The sequence below is a fragment of the Oscillibacter ruminantium GH1 genome, from assembly GCF_000307265.1.
Classification (GTDB): domain Bacteria; phylum Bacillota; class Clostridia; order Oscillospirales; family Oscillospiraceae; genus Oscillibacter; species Oscillibacter ruminantium.
Genome location: NZ_DF158897.1, coordinates 670,169 through 691,361 on the forward strand (window position 1 = coordinate 670,169; position 21,193 = coordinate 691,361).

Annotated in this window: 20 protein-coding genes; 2 read left to right on the forward strand and 18 right to left on the reverse strand. The window is 46.8% G+C overall.

The genetic code is table 11. The features are described 5' to 3' along the window. Window positions 1-320: 320 nt before the first annotated feature. Together ON16_RS07595 and ON16_RS07600 are read left to right on the forward strand one after the other, a co-directional pair. Entirely contained in the window at window positions 321-2,420 is a 2,100-nt protein-coding gene (locus tag ON16_RS07595; RefSeq protein ID WP_051131609.1) for a methyl-accepting chemotaxis protein, read from the forward strand. Window positions 2,421-2,726: 306 nt separating this feature from the next. Beyond that, entirely contained in the window at window positions 2,727-4,244 is a 1,518-nt protein-coding gene (locus ON16_RS07600; RefSeq protein WP_040660830.1) for a glutamate synthase-related protein, read from the forward strand. 505 nt (window positions 4,245-4,749) lie between these two features. On the opposite strand, the gene ON16_RS07605 is transcribed toward ON16_RS07600, so the two are convergent. The 18 genes from ON16_RS07605 to ON16_RS07685 form a co-directional block, all read right to left on the reverse strand. After that, window positions 4,750-5,484 (reverse strand): M48 family metallopeptidase, encoded by a 735-nt coding sequence (locus ON16_RS07605; protein ID WP_051131610.1) that lies wholly within the window; start codon window positions 5,482-5,484, stop codon window positions 4,750-4,752. A 2-nt stretch (window positions 5,485-5,486) separates the two neighbouring features. After that, window positions 5,487-8,588 carry a type I restriction endonuclease subunit R gene (locus ON16_RS07610; RefSeq protein ID WP_040660832.1) on the reverse strand — a complete coding sequence of 1,034 codons (3,102 nt, stop codon included), beginning with the start codon at window positions 8,586-8,588 and terminating at the stop codon, window positions 5,487-5,489. 13 nt (window positions 8,589-8,601) lie between these two features. Next, window positions 8,602-9,606, reverse strand: coding sequence for an HAD family hydrolase (locus ON16_RS07615; RefSeq protein ID WP_051131611.1), 1,005 nt, complete (start codon window positions 9,604-9,606; stop codon window positions 8,602-8,604). Between the two features lie 76 nt (window positions 9,607-9,682). Further along, window positions 9,683-9,919 carry a DUF2188 domain-containing protein gene (locus ON16_RS07620; protein ID WP_040660835.1) on the reverse strand — a complete coding sequence of 79 codons (237 nt, stop codon included), beginning with the start codon at window positions 9,917-9,919 and terminating at the stop codon, window positions 9,683-9,685. Window positions 9,920-9,930: 11 nt separating this feature from the next. Beyond that, entirely contained in the window at window positions 9,931-10,314 is a 384-nt protein-coding gene (locus ON16_RS07625; RefSeq protein ID WP_040660836.1) for a DUF2513 domain-containing protein, read from the reverse strand. After that, entirely contained in the window at window positions 10,311-11,579 is a 1,269-nt protein-coding gene (locus tag ON16_RS15000; RefSeq protein ID WP_051131612.1) for a restriction endonuclease subunit S, read from the reverse strand. The genes ON16_RS07625 and ON16_RS15000 overlap by 4 nt, the downstream gene beginning before the upstream one ends. After that, a complete protein-coding gene (locus tag ON16_RS07635) occupies window positions 11,551-11,949 on the reverse strand; it encodes a hypothetical protein (RefSeq protein ID WP_040660839.1) in 399 nt (132 codons plus the stop codon). The genes ON16_RS15000 and ON16_RS07635 overlap by 29 nt, the downstream gene beginning before the upstream one ends. Beyond that, window positions 11,921-12,400 (reverse strand): type II CBASS E2 protein, encoded by a 480-nt coding sequence (locus ON16_RS15565; RefSeq protein ID WP_144032065.1) that lies wholly within the window; start codon window positions 12,398-12,400, stop codon window positions 11,921-11,923. Before ON16_RS15565 ends, ON16_RS07635 begins: the two co-directional genes overlap by 29 nt. Then, window positions 12,393-13,535: a nucleotidyltransferase domain-containing protein gene (locus ON16_RS07640; RefSeq protein WP_051131613.1), complete on the reverse strand. Its 1,143-nt coding sequence runs from the start codon at window positions 13,533-13,535 to the stop codon at window positions 12,393-12,395. The genes ON16_RS15565 and ON16_RS07640 overlap by 8 nt, the downstream gene beginning before the upstream one ends. Beyond that, on the reverse strand, window positions 13,525-14,676 hold the full coding sequence (locus ON16_RS07645) for an HNH endonuclease (RefSeq protein ID WP_040660841.1): 1,152 nt from the start codon (window positions 14,674-14,676) through the stop codon (window positions 13,525-13,527). The genes ON16_RS07640 and ON16_RS07645 overlap by 11 nt, the downstream gene beginning before the upstream one ends. Then, window positions 14,676-16,211, reverse strand: coding sequence for a type I restriction-modification system subunit M (locus ON16_RS07650; RefSeq protein WP_040660843.1), 1,536 nt, complete (start codon window positions 16,209-16,211; stop codon window positions 14,676-14,678). Before ON16_RS07650 ends, ON16_RS07645 begins: the two co-directional genes overlap by 1 nt. After that, window positions 16,201-16,818 (reverse strand): restriction endonuclease subunit S, encoded by a 618-nt coding sequence (locus ON16_RS07655; RefSeq protein ID WP_243441790.1) that lies wholly within the window; start codon window positions 16,816-16,818, stop codon window positions 16,201-16,203. The genes ON16_RS07650 and ON16_RS07655 overlap by 11 nt, the downstream gene beginning before the upstream one ends. 166 nt (window positions 16,819-16,984) lie before the next feature. Then, window positions 16,985-17,230, reverse strand: a complete 246-nt coding sequence (locus ON16_RS07660) for a DUF6061 family protein (RefSeq protein ID WP_439645732.1) — start codon at window positions 17,228-17,230, stop codon at window positions 16,985-16,987. Further along, window positions 17,227-17,520, reverse strand: coding sequence for a hypothetical protein (locus ON16_RS07665; RefSeq protein WP_040660847.1), 294 nt, complete (start codon window positions 17,518-17,520; stop codon window positions 17,227-17,229). The genes ON16_RS07660 and ON16_RS07665 overlap by 4 nt, the downstream gene beginning before the upstream one ends. Before the next feature lie 146 nt (window positions 17,521-17,666). After that, entirely contained in the window at window positions 17,667-18,929 is a 1,263-nt protein-coding gene (locus ON16_RS07670; RefSeq protein ID WP_040660849.1) for a plasmid recombination protein, read from the reverse strand. A 399-nt stretch (window positions 18,930-19,328) separates the two neighbouring features. Beyond that, a complete protein-coding gene (locus tag ON16_RS07675; RefSeq protein ID WP_040660852.1) occupies window positions 19,329-19,583 on the reverse strand; it encodes a hypothetical protein in 255 nt (84 codons plus the stop codon). Between the two features lie 105 nt (window positions 19,584-19,688). Next, the gene (locus ON16_RS07680) at window positions 19,689-20,864 is read right to left on the reverse strand and encodes an AAA family ATPase (RefSeq protein ID WP_040660854.1); all 1,176 of its coding nucleotides are present in this window, start codon (window positions 20,862-20,864) and stop codon (window positions 19,689-19,691) included. Next, the gene (locus tag ON16_RS07685) at window positions 20,854-21,189 is read right to left on the reverse strand and encodes a plasmid mobilization protein (RefSeq protein ID WP_040660856.1); all 336 of its coding nucleotides are present in this window, start codon (window positions 21,187-21,189) and stop codon (window positions 20,854-20,856) included. Before ON16_RS07685 ends, ON16_RS07680 begins: the two co-directional genes overlap by 11 nt. Between the last annotated feature and the right edge of the window lie 4 nt (window positions 21,190-21,193).

The window sequence follows — 21,193 nt, forward strand, 5'->3', positions numbered from 1 at the left end:
CTGTTCGGAAAAACAGGGTCAACGTGCTGCCTGCAAAATTCTAAATTGGAAAAACCGTAGTGCCGGTTGGTTCAAAGACTTTTATGCGTTGCTCCACAGGCAGCTGTTTTTGTAAAACTGATGGGGAATACATTTTTTAGAAAACGCTTTAATTATTTGTCAATTTAGCGAATTACCGCAGAATATTTTATGGAAATTTTACAAAAAAGCCTTATTATTTAATGGCTTTGGTCGAAGAAATAAATACAATCTGGCGCGGGGAGATCAGCGTCACTCAACAGGAATCAAACCGCTCCAAAAACGAGAGGAGATTTGGTGGGATGAAGAGTATTGCGGCAAAAATTATCGCCTGTATCGGCGGAATTGTCTTGGCGGCAATGGCGATCGTGTGCATCGTGACATCAACGATGGCGTCGAGGAATATGTACGCCAGCGAAGACAAGATCGTGCAGCTATCCAATGAAACCAGCGTATCCTGCGTGACAAATTATCTCCAGCGCTATGTGTCCACCATCCAGCAGATGGCTCTTGACCAGAACGTGGTCAACCTACTGCAATCCGGGGAAACCATGGCAAACAGGGAGGCGTCTCCCTATTACCGGGATGTATACGCCATGCTTGCTAATTTGACCCAAAGCGATTCGCAGAACATCATGTCGGCCTACATTGCCAGTGCCAATTCCGATCTGGCGTTTGACGGCGCAGACTGGATGCCCGAGGATTTCAATCTGAAAAGCCGCGGCTATTGGTTTTCAGATCAGGTGGATATTGATAACGGCTATCTCATTACGGAGCCGTACATGGATTCTCACACCGGAAATATCGTGACCACGGTTTCCGCGCCGGTATACGGCGCCGCCGGAAAAATCATCGGCGTTACAGCCATTGACATCCAGATCACCACGATCTGCGACATGGTGGTCAACACCGATACTTCGTTTGAAACCGGCTCCCAGATGCTGCTTTCCAGAGAGGGCGCAATTCTGGCGCATCAGAATCAGGCGCTTTTGATGCAGGGAATGGATGCCGCGGGATATTCTCAGGAGTTGCTGGATGCGCTTTCCAATCCCGACGGCGCGGTGGTTGAATACAGCGACAACGGCCAACAGGCGTATGCCGCGATCGGACAGGAGCCGATGAGCAAATTTCTCATTGTCACCTCCGTTCCTCAAAAGGAATATCAGGCGGCGGCGCTGCAGCTGGTTCTGGTGAATGTGATTACCTATTTGATCGCCATTGCCATTATTATCTTCATGATTTTGGTGGTTGCCAAAAGCATTTCGAAACCGCTCAAGCGCTTAACCGCCATTACAGATGCGCTGGCGGCGGGAAAGCTGGACGTGTCCATTGATGTGCGGTCAAGAGACGAAGTGGGCAGGCTGGCAGGGTCCATGAAATCGCTGGTTGCCCGGCTTCAGGAGTATATTGCCTATATCAACGAAACGTCGGCTCTTCTCGATCAGATCGGCCACGGAGATCTGGACCTGAAGTTCCAACAATCCTATGATGGAGATTTTGCCGCCATCAAAACCGCGCTGGCAGGAATGTCCTCCATGCTGAATCAAATGCTGACGGAGCTGTATAATGTTTCCGATCAGGTTTCCTCGAACGCCGATCAAGTATCCAGCGGTGCGCAGGCGCTGTCGCAGGGCGCAACCGAGCAGGCGTCCTCTGTTGAGGAGCTCTCCGCGACAATCGCTGAAATTTCCTCGCACATCAAGCAAAACGCCGAGAATGCAAGAAAAGCGAATGGCATGTCTGATGAGGCGGGCGCAGGTGTGATGGAAAGCAATCAAAAAATGCAGGAAATGATTGCTGCAATGAGCAACATTTCTGATAAGTCCAATGAAATCGGTAAAATTATCAAGACCATTGACGATATCGCGTTCCAGACCAATATCCTTGCACTCAACGCAGCGGTAGAGGCTGCTCGTGCGGGTGAGGCTGGTAAGGGCTTTGCAGTCGTCGCCGATGAGGTTCGCAATCTTGCGGGCAAATCTGCAGAGGCTGCGAAAAGTACAACCGCGCTCATTGAAGACACCATTCTTGCAGTTGAAAAAGGTACGGAAATTGCAGATGAAACAGCCAAATCGCTTGCAGCGGTTGTTGAAAAGGCGAATGAGGTCAGAGATGATATCCAAAAAATTGCGGATGCCTCCAACGAGCAGGCAAATGCAATTGCGCAGGTGACAACGGGCGTTGACCAGATTTCCGGCGTGGTTCAGACCAACTCGGCCACAGCGGAAGAGAGCGCCGCCGCAAGTGAGGAACTCAGCGGACAGGCACAGATGCTCAAAGACTTGGTTGGGAAGTTCAACCTGAGAAAGGACGACAGCCTTGAGGAACAAGGCGGTTCCACTGCGGAAGTCGCGGAACAGCTCGTCGAGGCGGTAAGCGCCAGCTGCGGCGGTAAATACTGAACAAGATCCTAAACCAAAAGTGCGTTGGACGTTCAAGCGGCTGACTGAGTGATTTGCGAAGATTTGGAGCCGCATTGTGGTGAAATGGCGAAAAAAACGGGCAGTAGCAAACGCTACTGCCCGTTTTTTGTGCAGCAAGATAATTTAACGGAAAGGGAGGGGAGGAATTGTGCTGTACACAACAGAGCCGTTTCGCTTGTGTTTCCCCTCACGCCCGTCTATAATTGGTAACAGAAGGGAACAAGTTGCATCCGCAGTCCCCCGTGAAAGCGCCCAAAATATAATAAAAGGTTAGGAGATGCTGTTATGTCACGCACACCACCGTTGTCCTCTGCGTTCAACGATACCCACAGTCGCGGTCAGAAGCTCTCTCCTCAGTCCGGCATGTGCTCCTTCTGCACGGCGGATTGCATCGGCACCTGCGAGATTGGGCTGTCCGCCGTGCTTGGCGCGCAGTCCGTATATCCGACAAACACGGGAAACAACCAGATCGCCTCGGAAAAGGACTATCCGCTGGATTATTCACTCTTCAATATCAATGGCAGAGTTTTTGGCGCGCAGGGCGCTGCGCCGGACGGCAATCAAGCGACGATCTTCCGCGTAAATCTGGAAAGAACCTTTGGAATGCTGCATCCCGTCAAGCTTGCGCTGCCGGTGATTCTGCCGGCCGTGGTCAAAATGAATTGGCGGGACTATTACGCCGGAGCGGCGATGGCCGGCGTGTGCTGTGTCATTGGTGAGGGAGCGCCCGGGAAAGACCCTGCCTTACAGCTCACGGACGGCAAAATCACCTCGTTTCCCCTGCTGGGGGAGATGCTGGATTCCTTCCGCCGCTATGACCGGGGATACGGACAGATCGTCTTGCAGTGCAACTGCGAGGATGATGCCATGGGCCTGCCCGAATACGCAATTCAGGAGTTTGGAGCTAAGGCCATTGAATTTAAGTTCGGGCAAGCCGCCAAGGGAACGCAGCCCGTCAATTTCGTAAAGGATCTAGAAACCGCGCTGGCCAAGCAGGCGGGCGGTGCGCTGGTCCATCCAGATCCCTCCGACCCCGCCGTGCAGAAGGCCTATGAAAAGCAGATCTGCCCCAACTTCTATACTTATGGCAGGCTTCCCATGTGGGACGAGACGAATCTTGTCCCACGAGTTCGCCAGCTGCGGGAGATGGGCCTTGAAAATGTCTATTTTAAGATGGCAGGCTACGATCCGCGGGATCTGGAGCACGTTCTGCGCATTGCGGCGCAGACACAGGTCGATATGGTCACCTTTGACGGCGCAGGCGGCGGCTCTGGATACAGTCCCTGTAAAATGATGAACGAGTGGTGTCAGCCCACTGTGTGTATGGAGACAATTTTGCTTAAAATTTGCCAGAAGCTGCACGATGAGGGCCTGATGCTGCCTGCCATCACCATTACCGGCGGATTTGCCACGGAAGATCAGGTGTATAAGGCTTTGGCGCTGGGAGATGGACGGGTGACCGCCATCGGTATGTGCCGCGCCAGTATGGCTGCGGCAAACAGCGGTGCCAAGATCGGCGAGTTAATTGCCTCCGGCCAGCTTCCGCCTGCGCTGGGTGCGCGTGGGAGCACGGTGCAGGAGGTTTTTCAGGATCTCCCGGACTTGCGGGCGCTGTATGGTGTGCAGGCCAACGAATTCTCGCCCGGTGCCATTGGCGTGTTCTCCTTTTTAAATCGGATCGCATTCGGCTTGCGCCATTTTTGTGCGCTCAATCGCAAGTTTGATATTTCCCTTGCCGGCAAAGAGGATTTGATTCCCCTGACTCAAGACGCACGGGCCTTATTGAATGGCAGCTGCCCGTAATATCCGCGCCGTTGGAGAGCAACCGCCCGATCGGTGAACTGCTCCGTAAAGAAATAAAGAGCAGATTTTGGACAACATTCCGGTTCAGGTAAAAACAATCCGCCATCCACTGCCCTGCAGTGGATGGCGGATTGCTAATATTATTCCCACTCGCCGAGTTAAATCCGTTTCTAAACTTTTCTGTATAGCGGATTTAATACGGCGTTATTTGATTTGATACAGATTATACTTATCCTATGGTCTATCCGAGATTTTGCTATCAAAAATCTATCAGCCACAGACTATCACTGGTTACACTTGATATGGCAACACGGGTGGCTTGTACGTATTATAACATATTGTTTGCTAATTTTCCAGATAGTGTCTGGGTTTTTAATTCTTAAATTTTCCAGGCCCCATCTTTCATTTTCGGAAACAAGATTCGATCTGACATCTTCTTCAAATGCTTATCCCCATATTATATTATCTGATTTTTGTTGCCACGAAATTATAATAAAATAATAATTCACAGCCAAAATTCTGCACACTTATCAAGTGCCACCTTGCGTTCCTTCCAATCAGGCATCAGCATAGCAAGAAAACCGTAAAACTGCTTTGAATGGTTTGGGTGAATAAAGTGACAAAATTCATGCATCACCACATACTCGATACAACCTCTGGGAGCTTCCAGCAATCTTTTGTTTAGTGTGATTATCCCTTTTTTTGATAGGCAGGAACCCCATCGCGTATCCATATCACGAATGCGCAGTGTCGGCTGGGCAACACCGTATTTCTGAAACAGCGGATAAATTTCCGTCATAATCTCACCAAACTGATCTCTGCATTGTTGATCTAAAAATCGCGTCACAATGCGCTCTTTATTTTTAATGTCTGTGGCATCTTTGACCTGAAGCAAAATGTACACACCGTCTGAATGGATCGCATTTTTCGAGCCTTCTACAACCTTTAGCCGCAGCCCTCGACCTAAAATGTAAAAAGTTTCTCCGCTGATATACCGTTTTGGTTGTGGACGATATTGAGCCAGTTCATGAAATCGTTGCAAAGCCGATAGAATATAGGCTCCCTTGCTGACCACAAATTCGTCCACCTTATCAACCGGAACATTATCATTTGCCGATACATAGACGCTGCCGTCTTTTCTTATTCTAAGATTTAAATTTTTGACTGGCTTTTGCTCCAAATGATAGGCGATCTCTTTACCATCGGACATTACTTTGCGTTGGGTTGAAGTTGGTGTCATCCTCAAAACCTCCGCAGAGCAACGGTTTTGACATTCTCTATGATCTTGTCGATAACATCAAATGAGAGCCTCAGTCCGCGCGTTTTCTCATATTCATAAAACAGGTCATCAATATCCTGTGAGATGCGATCATGAATGGTCTTATTGTTTGTCCAGTCCACCTGACTATGCTTTGCAATAATCTTCGTAATTTTCTCGGCTATTTCTGCAACGAAATCCGGTTCAACATTTCCAGACTTATCATCGTCGAGAATGGCAGAAAGCACACCGTAAAATGCCTGTGCATGAACATTATTCTTAATGGATTCCGGGTAACTTATAGAGCTGCGTCCGGCGTGATAATCTTCCATAATGGTACGCATCTTGGCCAGATACTCAGCCTCTGTAATTACTTGTTCTTTATACTGGTCCAACGCATCCTTTATTCTCTTGGAAAAGCTGTCATAGTAGGCGGGATTTTCATCATACTTCTCGCTGATGCTCTTTGTCATGCGGCTTGTAATTGCATCGGCTTTCGCACGGATTGATCCAAGCTCGTCCAGTTCCTTTTCAAAGTCATCCTTATTCAAAATGTTGATTGGGTTTGTGATCTGGCGGACACCGGCTACAGATAAGTGGGTATCTAAAAGATTTTGCATCAGTGGTTCGTACTCGCTGTTGTCTATGGCATCGCAATAACGGATCTTTACGCTGCGTCGCACCTTTGAAAAAAAGATAAACGTACTTTGATATTTTTTCAGTTCATCCCTCGGAACAGCCGCATAAGCTTGCTCGGAATTCAGCACCAGGTTGAGAGCCTTTCCAAAGGCACACAGAAGATTATAGAAGTCCTCGCGGATCTTGTCATCTGCAAGAAACACCTCCACTTCTTCTGCGTCCGTCTTATTCCGAACCGGTGCAAACAACTCAATCAGTCTGCTATACGAATCACGCAAGTTTCCGACCGATGACATAATATCCACAACCGCACCCTTCAAGTCTCCGCTGTCGAAGTTCTCAAGACCTGCACCACTGTACATATCCATCGCGGTATCCAGCTTTTCAATCAGCCCCCGATAATCAACGATTAGGCCGTAGTCCTTGCCTTCATGAAGCCGATTGGTGCGTGCAATAGCCTGCAAGAGGCCATGCTCTTTCAGCTCCTTGTCAATGTATAACACTTGGCAAATAGGTGCATCAAATCCAGTGAGGAGCTTGCTGCAAACGATGAGTATATCGATTTCGCCGTCGCAGAACTTGTTTTTCATAGCCTCTTCATAACGGTCTGCATCGCCATACTGCCGCATCATTTTATTCCAGTATGCCACAACCTTATCGTCAGTGCCCTCGTCCATGTCATCAACGCTTTCACGTATATCCGGCGGCGAGATAACTACGGCACAGGTCAGGTCACCGAACTGCTCAAAGCATTCAAGATAGCGAACCGCATCTCTTTTATAGTTCGTGGCAAGCATTGCTTTGAATCCGGTGTTTTTATAGCCCTCAATAAAATGAGTGTTAATATCAAGGGCAATACGCTTAATTCGCGCATCGGTGGATGTCAGGCGGCGGATACTGCTCCATTTTTTTGCCAAATCTTCTTTCTGCGCATCCGTCAGCCGCTTGGTGGTCTGCTCAAACCAAAGGTCAATGTTTTCTTCGTCAACATTTTGATCCACAAAGCGCCCCTCGTAGATTAGCGGCACAATAGCGCCATCATCCACGCCGTCTTTTATTGTGTACTTATGGATCAGTTTGCCAAACTTGGACATGGTGTTCTTTTCTTTCTTCATCAGGGGCGTTCCAGTAAAGCCGATATAACAGGCGTTGGGGAATACGCTACGCATCTTTGTTGCCATAAGGCCGTAATTTGAACGATGGCTCTCATCCACCAGAATAAACACATCTCTGGACTCATTTTTGGTTGCCATTCGTTCAGCAGTATTGAACTTATTAATGATACTCGTAATCACGTCCGCTTTGCCGCTGTTTACAAGCTCTACCAAATGTCGTCCGCTGGTGGCGCGGGCAGGGTTCAACCGTGTGTGCGCAAAGGTCGCTGCAATTTGCCCGTCCAGTTCCTTACGGTCAGTGACGATTACAACTCTGGGATGGCAGTCTGTCATCTCCATAAGGATATACTTTGCCAGCATGACCATGGTAAGGCTCTTGCCGCTGCCTTGCGTATGCCAAATGACACCGCTCTGGCGGTTGCCGCGCTCGTCGGTTTCGCCTATGGTTTTAACGATTTCCTTAATTGCAAAATATTGCTGATAGCGGCAGATTTTTTTGACATTGGCATCATAAAGAATGAAATATCGCATGAGCTCCATGACACGCTCTTTGCTGAATAGTGAAATCATGTTTTTATCTTGTTCAGTGGGCATACGGTCGTCAAGCAGCCATACAAGCTGGCGGCTCATGAATGCTTCATTCTGCTCTTTCCAGACATTCCAAAACTTTTTCGGTGTTCCGGCAGTTGCGTATTTCACAGCATTCTTGTTGGTGGCCATAACAATCTGCGCGTACTTGAAGAGCTGTGGGATATAGTCTGCCTGCTGATTGCGTACCGTCTGTTCCACCGCTTGATCGACAGAAATCTGCGGCGCTTTGCATTCGATCACCGCGAAGGGAATGCCGTTAATAAACAGCACAATATCAGGGCGAGCATTATGCTGCTTGTCCTGACTTTCAACGGCATATTCCTCCGTCACATGGTAGAGGTTGTTTTCCGGGTGATCCCAGTCGATGTATTTGAGGTTAAAACTGAGCATTTTCCCGTCACCCACGGTTTCGGGATAGCTTTTACCCAGCAGCAGTGCGTCGTAAATCTTTTCACTGGTGCGGACAAGCCCATCCGTCAGAGGCTCGTCGAGATCCTCCATAGCGCGCTCTATATTAGCGGCAGAAAACTCGTTTTCTGCGCCGGCGTAGACGTAGCGATTCAGCCGACGCAATTGGCCGCGCAAAATATCCCGGAGCAGCACATGGTACCCGCTGCCGCGCTGCATGGCACAATCCTCCGGCGATATGTAAGCATAGCCCATAGCACGCAGTAAATCAATGGCCGGCTGCTGGCTGGCGTTTTTTTCAAGATATAAATCTGGTCGAAGTATCTGATCCATATTTCTCACAACCTTAGTCAATATTGCCTTCAATCAAGCCTTTGAGCTCTTCAAGGCCTTCATCCAGCTTTTTCTTTTCCCTTGCAGGCAATTTTTCAGGAACCAGTCCGATCATTTTCTGTGTATCGGTAAGCATTTTATATGCGCTTGCTGATATGTTCATCACCGCTTGCTCCGTCTTAATTGCCTCTCGAGCCGTAATTTCATCAATAATCTGCTTCATGTATTGAGACATACTGCTTCTGGCCGAGTAATCTGCCGGGGCATAGAAGTTGATTCGGCCATCGTTGAAAAGTTGGTACACTTTTTTTCGATTATCCTTTTGCGGATCAAATACACCAATTGCATATCCGCCCTTGCTCTTCACCAAACGCATACACGGTATGTCAGTGGCGCTGTCACCAACATAGACGATATTTTCATAAGGAACATATATCTGATTTTCCGGCATACTATCGTTCACGCGCTCGTCATACTCTTCAAAAATGCCTTTGGCAATTCTAAAGATATATTGCGTTTTATTCGTGTAGTTAATTGCCTGCGTGGCCCAAACCGCTATGCCGTCAGGATCATACATATATGAGGATGCGTAAATTCTCTTGAATTTAGAGGCTATTTTGCTGCCTTCGATAATCTCCTTAAGACCGGAGGAAATAATATAATGCTCCAACACAATTCCTTTGCTGTCAGCATATTTGTTCATGCGGTCAAACCATGTGTCTACACCTTTATACAGAGGCACATGTGTACCCGCTTCTTGGAAGTATTCGCGGCGCAGCGATTTTCCCTTGAATTTTGAATATCGAATCAGTTCATACATCCACGCCAAATTGTTGTCCATCAAATTGTCTGTTGCCCGTTTGTTGGAGTCCTTCCAGAACTCATCTTTGTCGATTCCAAACGAGGGAATCAGCGTGAATGCCTGCATATCATCGGGGGAAAGAGTTTTATCAAAGTCATAACAGATTGCCATCCTGGGCTTTTTGGCTCGGATTTCTTCAATTGCTTTTTCGTACATAAGTGCCTCCTTTCACGGCGCTATATAAAAGCAGGAATAGCGGGGCGGTATAAACCGCCTCGCTTTCTGCGCTTAATCACTGCTTGTCCTTTGGTGGGCACGGATCGTTCCCATGGCTGTCAGGCTGCTGAATCGTACCGTCTTTACGATGAGGAATAAATTCAGTTCCCTGGTTTTTGCTCATCTCGCGTCCGGCCTTCATCGCTTCTTCTTTCGTGTCATAGTGTCCGCTGCTTCTCTTGGCGTTTTCACGTTTCACATCCCAACCGCCACGATCTGAGTTTGGCACTACATGGTGTTCTTTTCTTGGCATATTGTCACCTCCTATCCTTTCATTGCTTTTATGGCCCCTTCGGTCATAGATGAGATAATCGCCGTTGCGACTTCCTTTATTACATCCACAGCCATCGGTAAACCTTTTTGGGTTATCACGTCTTTGGTTTTATTCCATACTGTATCTTGTCGAATTTTATCCAGATACTCGTGCCCCTCCCACGTTAAAGCACCAACGCCAAAAGCCCAAATATGGTTATCCGCAAACTGAGCGCCATAACCGGAAATCAAGTCAGCATCGTGTAGAATTTTACAATGATACGCAACTTGCTCCATGGAGTAACCATCTATTTTGAGATCACAAATAGTGGTGTCCACGTATTCATCTTCTATGGCAAACAGAATTTTCCGACAGAGTTCCATATCTCTTTTCATGTGTTAACCCTCACAATGCCTGTCAGCAGAAGCTGCATCAGGGCTTTTTTCTTTTGTTTTTCGGTGTCGATAGATTTTTGCAGAAGGGATATCTCTTGGTCGGCAGTAGAAAGGATTTCGGCTATGGCGGTTTGTTCATTCAACGCAGGTAATAAAACCTCATACTTAAGAAAATCTTCGGGCTTTACTGCCATTCGCTCATACACTGTTCCTTCTTCGTACTTTCTAACTGCATTAATAAAATCCCAGCGCATTAAATAGTTGGATAAAAAGTCAATGTTCACAGTTGCGGTTGCTTCAAATGTAACATAGATTGGTGAAAAAATAGCATCTCCGTATGTATTAACACATATTACACCAAACTTTAGATTGGCAGGATTATAGCAAATATCTCCGAAATGCGTGATTTTGTATTCTTTATCTTCCGACTTCACAAGATGATCCCTATCATATCGATCACTTTTAGGATATATGCCAGTTGTAGAAAGCGTAACATGGGGGAACTCTGCTCCCTTTTGTGCATATTTTTTTCGTTCTTTCAACAGCTTTTTTAACTTAACCTTCTTCCACTCTCCGCCGAACCCCGGCAGACGCTTTTTACCGGTCAGAAGCTGCTGGCACAGATACTTTTTCTGGCGCTGCTTTTCGGTAAGTAGCTTTTCTTGCAGCTCAATCACCTTGTCCTGCGTGGTAAGGATTGCGGCGATTTTTTGCTGTTCGGGAAGTGCTGGGACAAGCAAATACGAATTAAAAAAGTCATCTACAGAAATATTTAACAAGCCATGATTCCGCGCGCCCTCCTGGGCAAAAGCTTTTATTTCCCTGTTCATCAATCCGCCTTCAAAGTAGTGCGTATAATACTGAGGGCACTGGTTCCGAGCTGTTTTTGAAAAGCAAATATAAAGCGGTGATACGATTCCACTCTCGTACATTTCCAGCGGTTTTAATGCGCCAAATGGATATCCGTTTGAATAGCTCTTGTTATAAGCATACTCTCCTCTGTAAAGCAGAAAATAGTTGGACTTATCTTCACTGGCAATAGCTTTGTTGAAAAAATCTCCCTGACTGATTAGGCCGTATTGCGCTGATATGGTAAGGACATTTGTGTTTCCCTCCGTGTTCTTGCGATTAAGACGCGAGAACATTTCTCTAAAATGGGTTTCTTCCCACTTATGTGGTACAACACCAACCTTTGATTTCTTATACCCCTCCGGCACTTCACCATATCGAATCTGTTCAATTCGTTTCTTTATCTGCTCGTTCATTTTCGCTCGTCCTCTTTTCCCTTACATAGCGGAGTACAATCACAAGTATCATAGCCGCCACAATGACTCCTGTTAAAGTCCACCATACCCAATGCGGTATACCTATCACAAATATATACAGCCATATACCGCCTCGTAATAAATAGGCTATGGCTACATAAATAACTAATCGAATGATCCAGTGAAGAATGGAACCCGCCGATTTACCGCTTATTATGCCTATGTCATAGGCGTCTCCAACCAGACTAAACGCAAACCGAAAGGCGATTTCACCGACGACCAGCATAATGAGGTAGTTATACAACACGTTGTCCATTACGGACACATCGCCAGTTAGTATATCAAACAGCGGCTTTAAGATTAGGCTCATGTGTTACCCCACATTTCTTTTTTTCTTCAGGATGCTTTCCGCCACCGCACCACGTGTCTGTTGCCAACCATATCTCATAAAAATATAACCATTCAATTGCCCACGGAATTATTGTATCAGCAATTAGCATACTGGAAGTAAATTCATATCGAAGATGTAAGCATAGATCAACTTGCTTATTTTCATAGTCAGTATGGAATTTATGAGGAAAATTGGGTCTATCAAGGCCTTGTATATTATCCCCGCATAGTCTTACAGCAGGACGCTTTCTCACCTTGTAGTCGATTACCACATGGTATATGCGTGAAACTGCTGTCGGCTTCATGTATCCACTCCAGTGCAACGCCCCGTTTTTGATGGTGACATCCGATTCTGGGAATCTTTGTTTTATAGCTATCAGTTGGTCAATCAGTCGATATGTTTTTGCTTTTTGATATTTCTTTTTATTCACCCCAAAATGTATGCTCCTTTACTGGATAGCCAACATGTTTAGTCGATGCAGAGAGTCCCCCAGTGAGGCCATTGATTGTAAGTTCTCCCCGCTCCCTCGCAACACGCGTTTTATCACCAACAGCATTAAATGCACGCTGAACGGGTCTCTCTCCAAGATATTTTTTATATTCTTCCGCAATGCCATCCATTCCAAAGCAAGCGAGCGGATTATCAATTAGCTCTTTTCTCGCTCTGCCAAGCCAACCCATAAACGCAGTCCGCTTATTCGGCACTGCGTTCCATTTGTCAGCAAAATTTTCTTCCGGCATGGTCGGATTCTCTACCCAATAAATGCCATCCCGACATTCAATGTGTTGTGGCATTCGTTCCAAGATATTGCAAAGTGCTTCATATACGTTCGTCTCACCGTTATAAGACCATGCTGCAAGAGTTGTGATAATAATTGATATGGGTGCATAATCCGAAGCATTTTGAAAGCAGATATCTCTATGACGTTTCAGCAACTGAATTGCCTTTTGAAGAGGAGTGCGCATCTTGTATGTTGGAACTTTGTCAATTTCAGTCTTGTTCTGTGCAGCAAAGGCTCGCTTTTCGAGCAAAAGAATATCCTTCATACGGTTATCAAACCACTTGTGGTATGCGTAAGGGTTGCTATATCTTGGCTCGTACATTCCATCACTAATTTTGTGTGTCAACTTAATCGCTGTGCTGTTAGGTTCAATAAAGTAACCGTCTTTCGGCACACATGGTAAAACATCCATATGAAATACATCGTATTGCATGGTCCAGCAGCGCTTACCTTCTTTTTCGAGCTTCTGGCCGTATGTAGCGTTTTCTTTTAACCGATCACCAACCAGATTCTTGATATCCTTCAACGGCAGGTATCGCCCGTTTTTAAGCAAGCAAACAAGGTCCATATCATAATCGTCTCGGTCATCAATAGGCTTAATGACCGTTCCCAAATTCATGGAGCCCTGTGGCATTATTTTCACATCATAGTCCACCCCATCACCGATCCACTTGCCAACAGCAGTATAGCTGCTAACAGCTTTGTCCTGCATTGTCGGTGTGATATTTATCTCGTCTGCAATGCTACTAAGCAGCGTTCCCAAAATTTTTTCTTTATCTGTCATTTTGACCTCCTATTGTTAGTGCCTTAAAAAAACCATCTGCTTGATTTGCTTGCTCATAAATAACAACTGGCAGATCCGCCTTAGGCATATAGTCCATTCCGGCGCGTACTGCCAAAGAATTCGGCATAACAGGAAAAATATGAATACATTCTGGCGCAGGGCGCAAATTTTTTAGAGTTTCCATTGCGGCACGGAACACTTTTACAAACTCTTCCTGAATGATTTCTCCGGATACAAAAGTCCTTGATGGTTCATCTATCGTTATATGGTAAATTGTAGCATCATCGCCAAGCACAAATGTGATTCTATCATCACATACAGGAGCGCTGAGATCAATTACCAAAGCCAGCGCATCTGTTTTTCCTTCCTTTGTATTCGAGAATTGAAATTCAACTGATGCTACCGCTTTCGGCCAAGCCCATTTATGTCCACTTCTATGGCACTGGAATGCAACCGTATTGTATTGATCGTTAATAAGCGTACCAAGCTTAAATAATAGTGGTTGTGGAGCAAGCGCGAAAATACCGATACTATCCTTGCTTTTTATCACAGCATCAAACCAATTTTTAAAATCTCGCTCCAATTCTTGAGATTTTTGTTGAAAAACAGTTTCACTCGCCGTATATCTCGTACAAGAGTCAGCACTTAGATTGATTATTGGCTCTTGCATTGGAACACGCCCAGAAAGCAGGACAGCTTCACGAAGAAGTCTTTCTGAACTAAACTCTGCCTGATTATCAATATTTGAGAAATATGTTATGATTCTGCAGCTCTGCTCACTTGGGATTCCTGTGACCTCACGAATTCTTGCTTCGTGGGCTATCTTTTTCCTAATTAATAACCCTTCCTTAAAATCTTCAGAGTGCGTATCTATCATGTGATGATGTTCTTCGCATAGCAACATTAAATTGTCAATATTATTCTTTTCGCCGATGGTCATGCCATATTTGTGGCGGGGGCCACCTTCACTGACAGCATGAATATGCGCCATTTCTCCAAAATTTCCATCGTAACCGAAAACAAGATCCTGGTACAACAATCTATTGCATAGCTCGCATCGTCCACCTGAGATAGCCCATAACTTCATTCGCACTTTTTCATCGATTGCTGTCCGACCAATTTCTGAATTTACTTTTGCCATCACAGCCCCAGTTCCTCCAAATATTTCTTCATCTGCGCCTGCACCTTAGCCAGCTCTACCTCAATATTGGCAATGTTCTGCTTCACCTCGTCAATGTCCACCAGTTCTTCTTCCTCAAAGGTATCCACGTAGCGGGGAATATTCAGGTTGAAGTCATTCTCCTTGATTTCGTCGAAGGATGCCACATAGGCATACTTGTCCATATTCTGCCGGGCTTCATAGGTGCTGACGATTTTGGCGATGTCCTCATTACGCAGGATATTCTGGTTTTTGCCTTTTTCATAGTTTCCATCGCCGGAAGCGTCGATGAAGAGCACATCCCGGCGGGCGCGGTTTTTCTTGAATACCAGAATGCAGGCAGGAATACCGGTGCCGTAGAACAGGTTAGCCGGCAGACCGATGACTGCATCAAGCAGATTGAATTCCACGATCTGTTTGCGGATTTTTCCCTCGCTGGCGCCACGGAACAGCACACCATGCGGCAGCACGATCGCCATGCGTCCGTTTTCAGCATCCAGACTTGCCAGCATATGAAGCACAAACGCATAGTCGCCCTTGGAGGACGGCGGTACACCCCAGTCAAACCGCTTCCACGGGTCAAGGGAAGCCGTCATTTTCTCCTGCTTTTTTCCTTTGGCATCCACCGGTGCGTTGGAGAGAAACCCGCTGTCCCATTTATCCAGACTGAACGGAGGATTCGCGACAACACACTGGAACTTCATGAGCTTGTCATCTTCAATGTTCTGTGGGTTCGCCAGCGTGTCGCCCTGCCATATGCGGGCGTCATCCACACCGTGGAGGAACATATTCATGGTGCAGAGTGCCCAGGTCTGGGCGTTCAGCTCCTGTCCGTAGATTGCCACCTTGCCGCTGCGTACTTTTTTATACGCCTTGAGCAAAAGACCGCCGCTTCCGCAGGTGGGGTCATATATGCGGTCATTTTCCCTTGGTTTTACGAGGGATGCTACCAGCTCTGAAACCTGACTGGGGGTAAAAAATTCTCCGCCCTTTTTGCCTGCATCTGAGGCAAAGTTTGCGATCATATATTCATAGGCGTCGCCAATGATATCGGCGGAGCCAAGCTGCCCGGGACGAAGGTCAACGCCACTAAAATCCTCCAGCAGATTGCGCAAAGTTGCATTCTTTTCCTTTACGTCACCGAAGTCCACCTGAGAATTAAAGTCAATGGCACGGAATACATTTCGGAGCTTGCCGCTGTTGTGTTCCTCAATGTGGGAAAGCGCAACATTGATTTTTTGACCGATCTCGGAATCGTTGCGGTTTTCGTACAGATAGTCAAATGTGGAGTCCTCGTCCAAGGTAAAACGCTCGCGGCTCATAGCTCGAGCCACACGGCGCTCATCACTATTGTACTGCTTCATATATTCGTCGTGTTTTTCCTTAGAAACATCGCTTAGATATTTTACAAAAAGCATGGATAGTATATAGTCTTTATAGCGAGAGCTGTCAATCTTTCCACGGAAGCTGTCGCAGGCGCTCCAGAGAACGCGCTCAATATCACTTTTAGTCGTCATGACGGTAACCTCTTCTCATCTGTTTTTGTATCTCATTAATTGTGTAGGAATAGTATTTTTCTTTTTCCATTGTCAGCTCATTCAAAAGCTGACGTTCCTTGTGCGCTAAAAGGTTCAGTGCCGCAATCGTCTCCTGATTTTCCATTGATAGAAGACTTACCTCAAAATCAGCAAAATATCGTGGCTTAATAGCACCAAGCATGTTGCTCGAAGTGTTTTCATATATCTGGCGTTTTACCTTAGGCGTATTCAAAAGCCAGTATAGGTACTCAGGCAAAATCTGGCTTGCATCCGCACGAATCACAACCAAGTTCGATGAGATGACCATTCCCGATGTAGTGTCATCAATCAACACGGCAGTGTATGGTGCTGTCAGTCGGATAACAACATCCCCTGTATGAGTCAGATACTCAGAACTCAGCGGTTCTGTCGCGTCATATAAATCGACATTCTCAGTCTCAATATAGCCAGCCTGATTGATAGAGCGTAAATTAATAAGTTGATATCGATATTTCGTAGGCGTTTTTGATAGCTTCCGTGATAATACCAAGCCGCTCCTAACAGAAGCAATATCTCCGAGTTTCAGCCTCACCATCTCCTTTGTCATGATAAAAAAATAACTTTAACATTGCAAAAATTTCACCCTTAAGAAGAGCTCAACTATATTATATGCAAACCCACCGCAAAAGTCAAGAATAATTTTTGTCATGTGAGATAAATAACCTTTGTTAGAGATGTCGCCCGTTTCTTTTTTCCAACGGGCGACGGTGTGGTCATTCATCAAATAGCTTATACCTGATAATTGCTTTCAGATACTTTGCTGGGTCTCCATTCAAGATTATATCTGCGTATTCAAGCGGCTTGTTGTAGATTAGCCAGTCCAGCTCTGAACGCTGGTACATATTCTCCGCGATTTCGTTTTCCACGGCAATGGTATCAATTGTAATCAGCGTCCCATCTTCCAACCTTAGCTCCACACAGGCTGTGTCTATATTAAACTCACAGGATATAACTTTCATGATCCGTTCCTCTTTAGATTTTCTTTCTTTGCCAACTGACCAGCAGCCTTGCGGCGTTCTTGGCTGTACGGAGCTGTTAGCTTGAAGCCAAAGCGTCCTTTATTGATTTCAAAAGTCCGGCAGCCGTTTTCGTCATCATCAATCAGCCTGCACTCACCGGGATATTGCCCAGCATATTTGGTGAGCCTGTTTTTGAGATTAGTGTTGTAAGTACAGATCTCAATTATCGAGCTGTCCTCATTAAAATAGATGTTTGTTGCCTTTTGTTTCTTGGAAAGACCTGTTTTCATAAACACCTCCATTTTTAATGCAATTTTGTCGGCTCAACAGCCGTAAAACCTGACGGATTTTCCATCGGAGAGGGCCCAAATGATGCAGTGCTCATTCGGACCAACTCCAACGGATAAAAGTCGTTTTTTTCAGCTATACACGAGAATTATCGAGCATCGTCCCTTGTGCGTGCTTTCACCCTATTTCTTCCAAATAAATGCCAAAGGCTATTCCGTTCAATGACCGATTCATAGGCGCGTAGTTTGCCGCGGAGCGCTTCATTTTCCTGTTCCAGCCCCGCTGTATTGAGTTTATTTCGGACGGACTTATATTCGGACAACTCCTTAGTAAGCGCCACAACCTTAGCTTCGAGGCTTGCGATCACCTTATGCGCTGCATCCAGCGCCTTTTGCAATATGGATTCTTTCTTTTCCTGAGCGACATATTTTTTCGCTGCTACCGCAAGACTTTCGTACTCAGATCGTTCCAGTATGACCTTTGAACTTAAGGGCAAGGTTTTTACTTCGATCTGATCGACCGCATCAATAGCTGTCTGCTGCTTTTGGATTTTTGCAATCTTTTTGTCCAGGGCTGCCGCCTGCTGCTCCTTTTGGTCAGAACGTTCCGCCAACTCGGCAAGCCGTACCTGTTCTTGCTCGACCTTGAACTGTGTTACGGTCAAATGTTCCTCTGAGCTGCCACGCTCACCGCGTTCCACATCATCATATCCAGAGTTTTTCATAGCGTTATAGAAATCGTCTTGCAGGACAGAGTAGGATTTTCTCAGAACCAGCTTGCCGCTTTTCGTAAGTAGTGGAGCGCCTGTATCATCGACCGCCGGTTTGGATAACCACTTTTTGCTGGAGCTAACCTGCATAATGGTTTCCTTGACTGTGCCGACCAGCGATTTATCTTTGCACCGGGTTGACCACTTGATTTGTTTTTCCACGACAGGGACATATACAACATGCAGATGGTAGTGATATACATCCTGCCCCAGTGCCTCTGACATAGCCCGGTTACGTTCATCGGCATGCATGACCGCCGACAAAATATATTGCTCCCCACCTACAATTTCGATTGCAGCTTTGTAGGCATCGGTGTAAAATTGTTTTGCAAACTCATAGCCGCCGTGGTTGTGGAAGTAGGCTGAGTTTACATCAAAAATTAGTTCTCCGTAAAGATTGGCATCTGCCTTCAACCCACGGGTGGAAATCACGCCGTCAGCTGCCATCTGTTCAAACATTTCCGCATAACTGCCGGTCGGCGTCTTGAAGTGGACGTTCATGCTGGTGCGGTCAGGTACAATATCTTGATTCGTGTAGGATTCCTTTTCGCGCTCATTATGGCGCTGCGCGTTGCTAATGTCTTTAGCTGTCATATTCATATTTCTTGCGCTGGTACGATTCACACCATCGCCTCTTGCCATAAGCAAAATACCTCCGATTTTCAATTTGTATGGACACTGTAAGCCACGGGAACGCACTTCTGTGGAAGTGTAATAACCCACTATGACACTTTCATCCTGCGGCTGCAAAGTGCCGTGGGCTCTCCGAGGGGGAACGTGGTGTGCGGCTTCTGCGGAAGCCTCTGCCACAGCTTGCATGTGGTACCCACATCACAATTCCGCGGCATGGACACCGTCTGCTTTCACAATATAAAATTGTTCAAACATTTGCCGTCCACAGTCAGGGAGAATCACTGAATCTCCCTGACCGTCCGTCTCCAATTCTGCGGATTTTTCGACGGGGACGAGGGGTGCGGGTGGCACACTAACAACCACTTCTGTTGCCTTGTCTGCCAAGCACAGGAGCGTGGCACGCTCCTGTCATAGCTCCCAAGGAGGAGTAGTCCATCGGTAGCTTTGCGGAACTCCACGGCGGTCAAGATATTCCTGCCTTGCCCGCTCCCGCTGCTCATCGGTGGGGGCGGTCTTGTACTGTGAGTAGAGCTGCCTGTTCAACATGGCGTCCAGTTTTTGCTCCAAGCCATGCCGGATGTCCTCGTCAAAATCACCTTCGCCTCTCAAGTGGTACAATACTAAATCCACGAACAGCTCATACGGAATCTGCACATTTTTCATATCGTTTCCTATCCAATCCTTTCCGCGACGGTCGCGACGATAGCGACGGTTGTTTTAGCGGTATCATTTTCACCGTTGCGACCGTCGCAACCGTCGCGCCTGAGTTTACGAGATCACTTCGTAGCGGGCGGCGTCGATCACCATATAAGCGAGCTTGACCTGCCGCCCGGTGTGCTTGGCCTTGTTCTCATAGCTGACGTGGTATTCGTCCAACAATCTGCCGGACTTGACATTTAGATATTTTGTAAGTGTGTTTGCCGCCATGCCCACATTGGCAGCATCGGCAAGTTCGGACGGAGAGCCTGTCCATTCGCGCTGATTGGTTGAAACGAGCGTAGATACAGCTTCAAGCACTCTGTCGGGTGGCTCCTTGTGCAGCTCATTTTCCGTTTTCTCCAACTGCCAGATTTGCGTTTCTGGGACTTTCCTTAAGTAGAGAATTTGATCCTGCTGGTCACGCCCCACCACATCGATGGTGGCCTCAATATCTGTGCGCTTTTTCTTCTGCATAAGCAGCGAGCCATCCGCACAGCCCAGCAAGCCGGTCGTGCCAGAGATCATTTCAAAGCTGTCCCCGGCAGGCTGCTTTCGGGTATGGTGAACGGTCAGCACGCAAATACAATATTTATCCGCAAACTGTTTCAGCTTCCCGATGATTTCATAGTCGCTGGCATAGCTGTATGCCTCGCCGCCTGCCTCACGAATTTTCTGCATGGTATCGATGATAATGAGCTTGGTGTCAGGATGCTCACGCATGAAGTTTTCAAGCTGCTCGTCCAGCCCATTGCCAATTTTTCCGGCAACGGTAGCAAAGTATAGCTTGTCCGTGTCCTCAACGCCGTACATCATGAACATTCGGTTTTGGATACGTCCGAAATCATCCTCGAGGGCAAGGTATAGCACCGTCCCTTGGTGGATGTCATATTCCCAGAGCTTTTGCCCTGTGCTGACATGATAGGCGAGCTGCGCCACAAGAAATGATTTGCCAATCTTAGGTGCTCCGGCGAGGATATATACCCCGGCGTAGAGCAAGCCGTCAACAATGGGCGGCCTGCTCTTGTAGGAAGTCTGGTATAGTTCAGTCATGGAGACCGTATGCAGATAATTGGGGTCGGCCATGCGCCGCATCCTGCGGTACATTTCCTCTAAATCTTCCTCCGGGGGATTGATTTCAGCGTTTTCGTCTGGTATACTTTGCTCAGTTGAATTGCGAAGCGGCTGCCCTCCATCTGCGCCAACAGATGGTACGAGGGCGGTCGTTTTTTCTGTTTCATTCATCATAGGCACTGTCCTCCTTCATTCCGTCCATGATGGAAGCGATCATCTGAATTGTATCCATCAACTCATCATCCACGCTGCTACCAACTTCGATGCGCCACAGCTCATCCAGAACAGCGACAAGTTGGTCGCGGAGCGCCTTGTATACTCTCGGATTGCCCTGAACAACTACATCCTTGCACAGTAGCCGCCGGGTGATGTAGTCCTGTTTGGTCAGCCCGGATAGCTTTACGAAAACTTCAAGCTGTTCATCTTCCTCCGGCGATATCCGAAATGCAACTGTTTTGTTCCTCCAACGATTGTGTTCATCGCGATTTTTCAGTGACATAATT

What these genes read in the sequence shown, in the direction of transcription:
- ON16_RS07600 (WP_040660830.1), top strand. Translation starts at nt 2,727, where the DNA reads ATGTCACGCACACCACCGTTGTCCTCTGCGTTCAACGATACCCACAGT.
- ON16_RS07670 (WP_040660849.1), bottom strand. Translation starts at nt 18,929, where the DNA reads ATGGCAAGAGGCGATGGTGTGAATCGTACCAGCGCAAGAAATATGAAT.
- ON16_RS07625 (WP_040660836.1), bottom strand. Translation starts at nt 10,314, where the DNA reads ATGAAAAGAGATATGGAACTCTGTCGGAAAATTCTGTTTGCCATAGAA.
- ON16_RS07605 (WP_051131610.1), bottom strand. Translation starts at nt 5,484, where the DNA reads ATGACACCAACTTCAACCCAACGCAAAGTAATGTCCGATGGTAAAGAG.
- ON16_RS07645 (WP_040660841.1), bottom strand. Translation starts at nt 14,676, where the DNA reads ATGGCAAAAGTAAATTCAGAAATTGGTCGGACAGCAATCGATGAAAAA.
- ON16_RS15000 (WP_051131612.1), bottom strand. Translation starts at nt 11,579, where the DNA reads ATGAACGAGCAGATAAAGAAACGAATTGAACAGATTCGATATGGTGAA.
- ON16_RS07680 (WP_040660854.1), bottom strand. Translation starts at nt 20,864, where the DNA reads ATGATGAATGAAACAGAAAAAACGACCGCCCTCGTACCATCTGTTGGC.
- ON16_RS07640 (WP_051131613.1), bottom strand. Translation starts at nt 13,535, where the DNA reads ATGACAGATAAAGAAAAAATTTTGGGAACGCTGCTTAGTAGCATTGCA.
- ON16_RS07685 (WP_040660856.1), bottom strand. Translation starts at nt 21,189, where the DNA reads ATGTCACTGAAAAATCGCGATGAACACAATCGTTGGAGGAACAAAACA.
- ON16_RS07610 (WP_040660832.1), bottom strand. Translation starts at nt 8,588, where the DNA reads ATGGATCAGATACTTCGACCAGATTTATATCTTGAAAAAAACGCCAGC.
- ON16_RS07650 (WP_040660843.1), bottom strand. Translation starts at nt 16,211, where the DNA reads ATGACGACTAAAAGTGATATTGAGCGCGTTCTCTGGAGCGCCTGCGAC.
- ON16_RS07620 (WP_040660835.1), bottom strand. Translation starts at nt 9,919, where the DNA reads ATGCCAAGAAAAGAACACCATGTAGTGCCAAACTCAGATCGTGGCGGT.
- ON16_RS07660 (WP_439645732.1), bottom strand. Translation starts at nt 17,230, where the DNA reads ATGAAAGTTATATCCTGTGAGTTTAATATAGACACAGCCTGTGTGGAG.
- ON16_RS07665 (WP_040660847.1), bottom strand. Translation starts at nt 17,520, where the DNA reads ATGAAAACAGGTCTTTCCAAGAAACAAAAGGCAACAAACATCTATTTT.
- ON16_RS07615 (WP_051131611.1), bottom strand. Translation starts at nt 9,606, where the DNA reads ATGTACGAAAAAGCAATTGAAGAAATCCGAGCCAAAAAGCCCAGGATG.
- ON16_RS07675 (WP_040660852.1), bottom strand. Translation starts at nt 19,583, where the DNA reads ATGAAAAATGTGCAGATTCCGTATGAGCTGTTCGTGGATTTAGTATTG.
- ON16_RS07655 (WP_243441790.1), bottom strand. Translation starts at nt 16,818, where the DNA reads ATGACAAAGGAGATGGTGAGGCTGAAACTCGGAGATATTGCTTCTGTT.
- ON16_RS07635 (WP_040660839.1), bottom strand. Translation starts at nt 11,949, where the DNA reads ATGAGCCTAATCTTAAAGCCGCTGTTTGATATACTAACTGGCGATGTG.
- ON16_RS07595 (WP_051131609.1), top strand. Translation starts at nt 321, where the DNA reads ATGAAGAGTATTGCGGCAAAAATTATCGCCTGTATCGGCGGAATTGTC.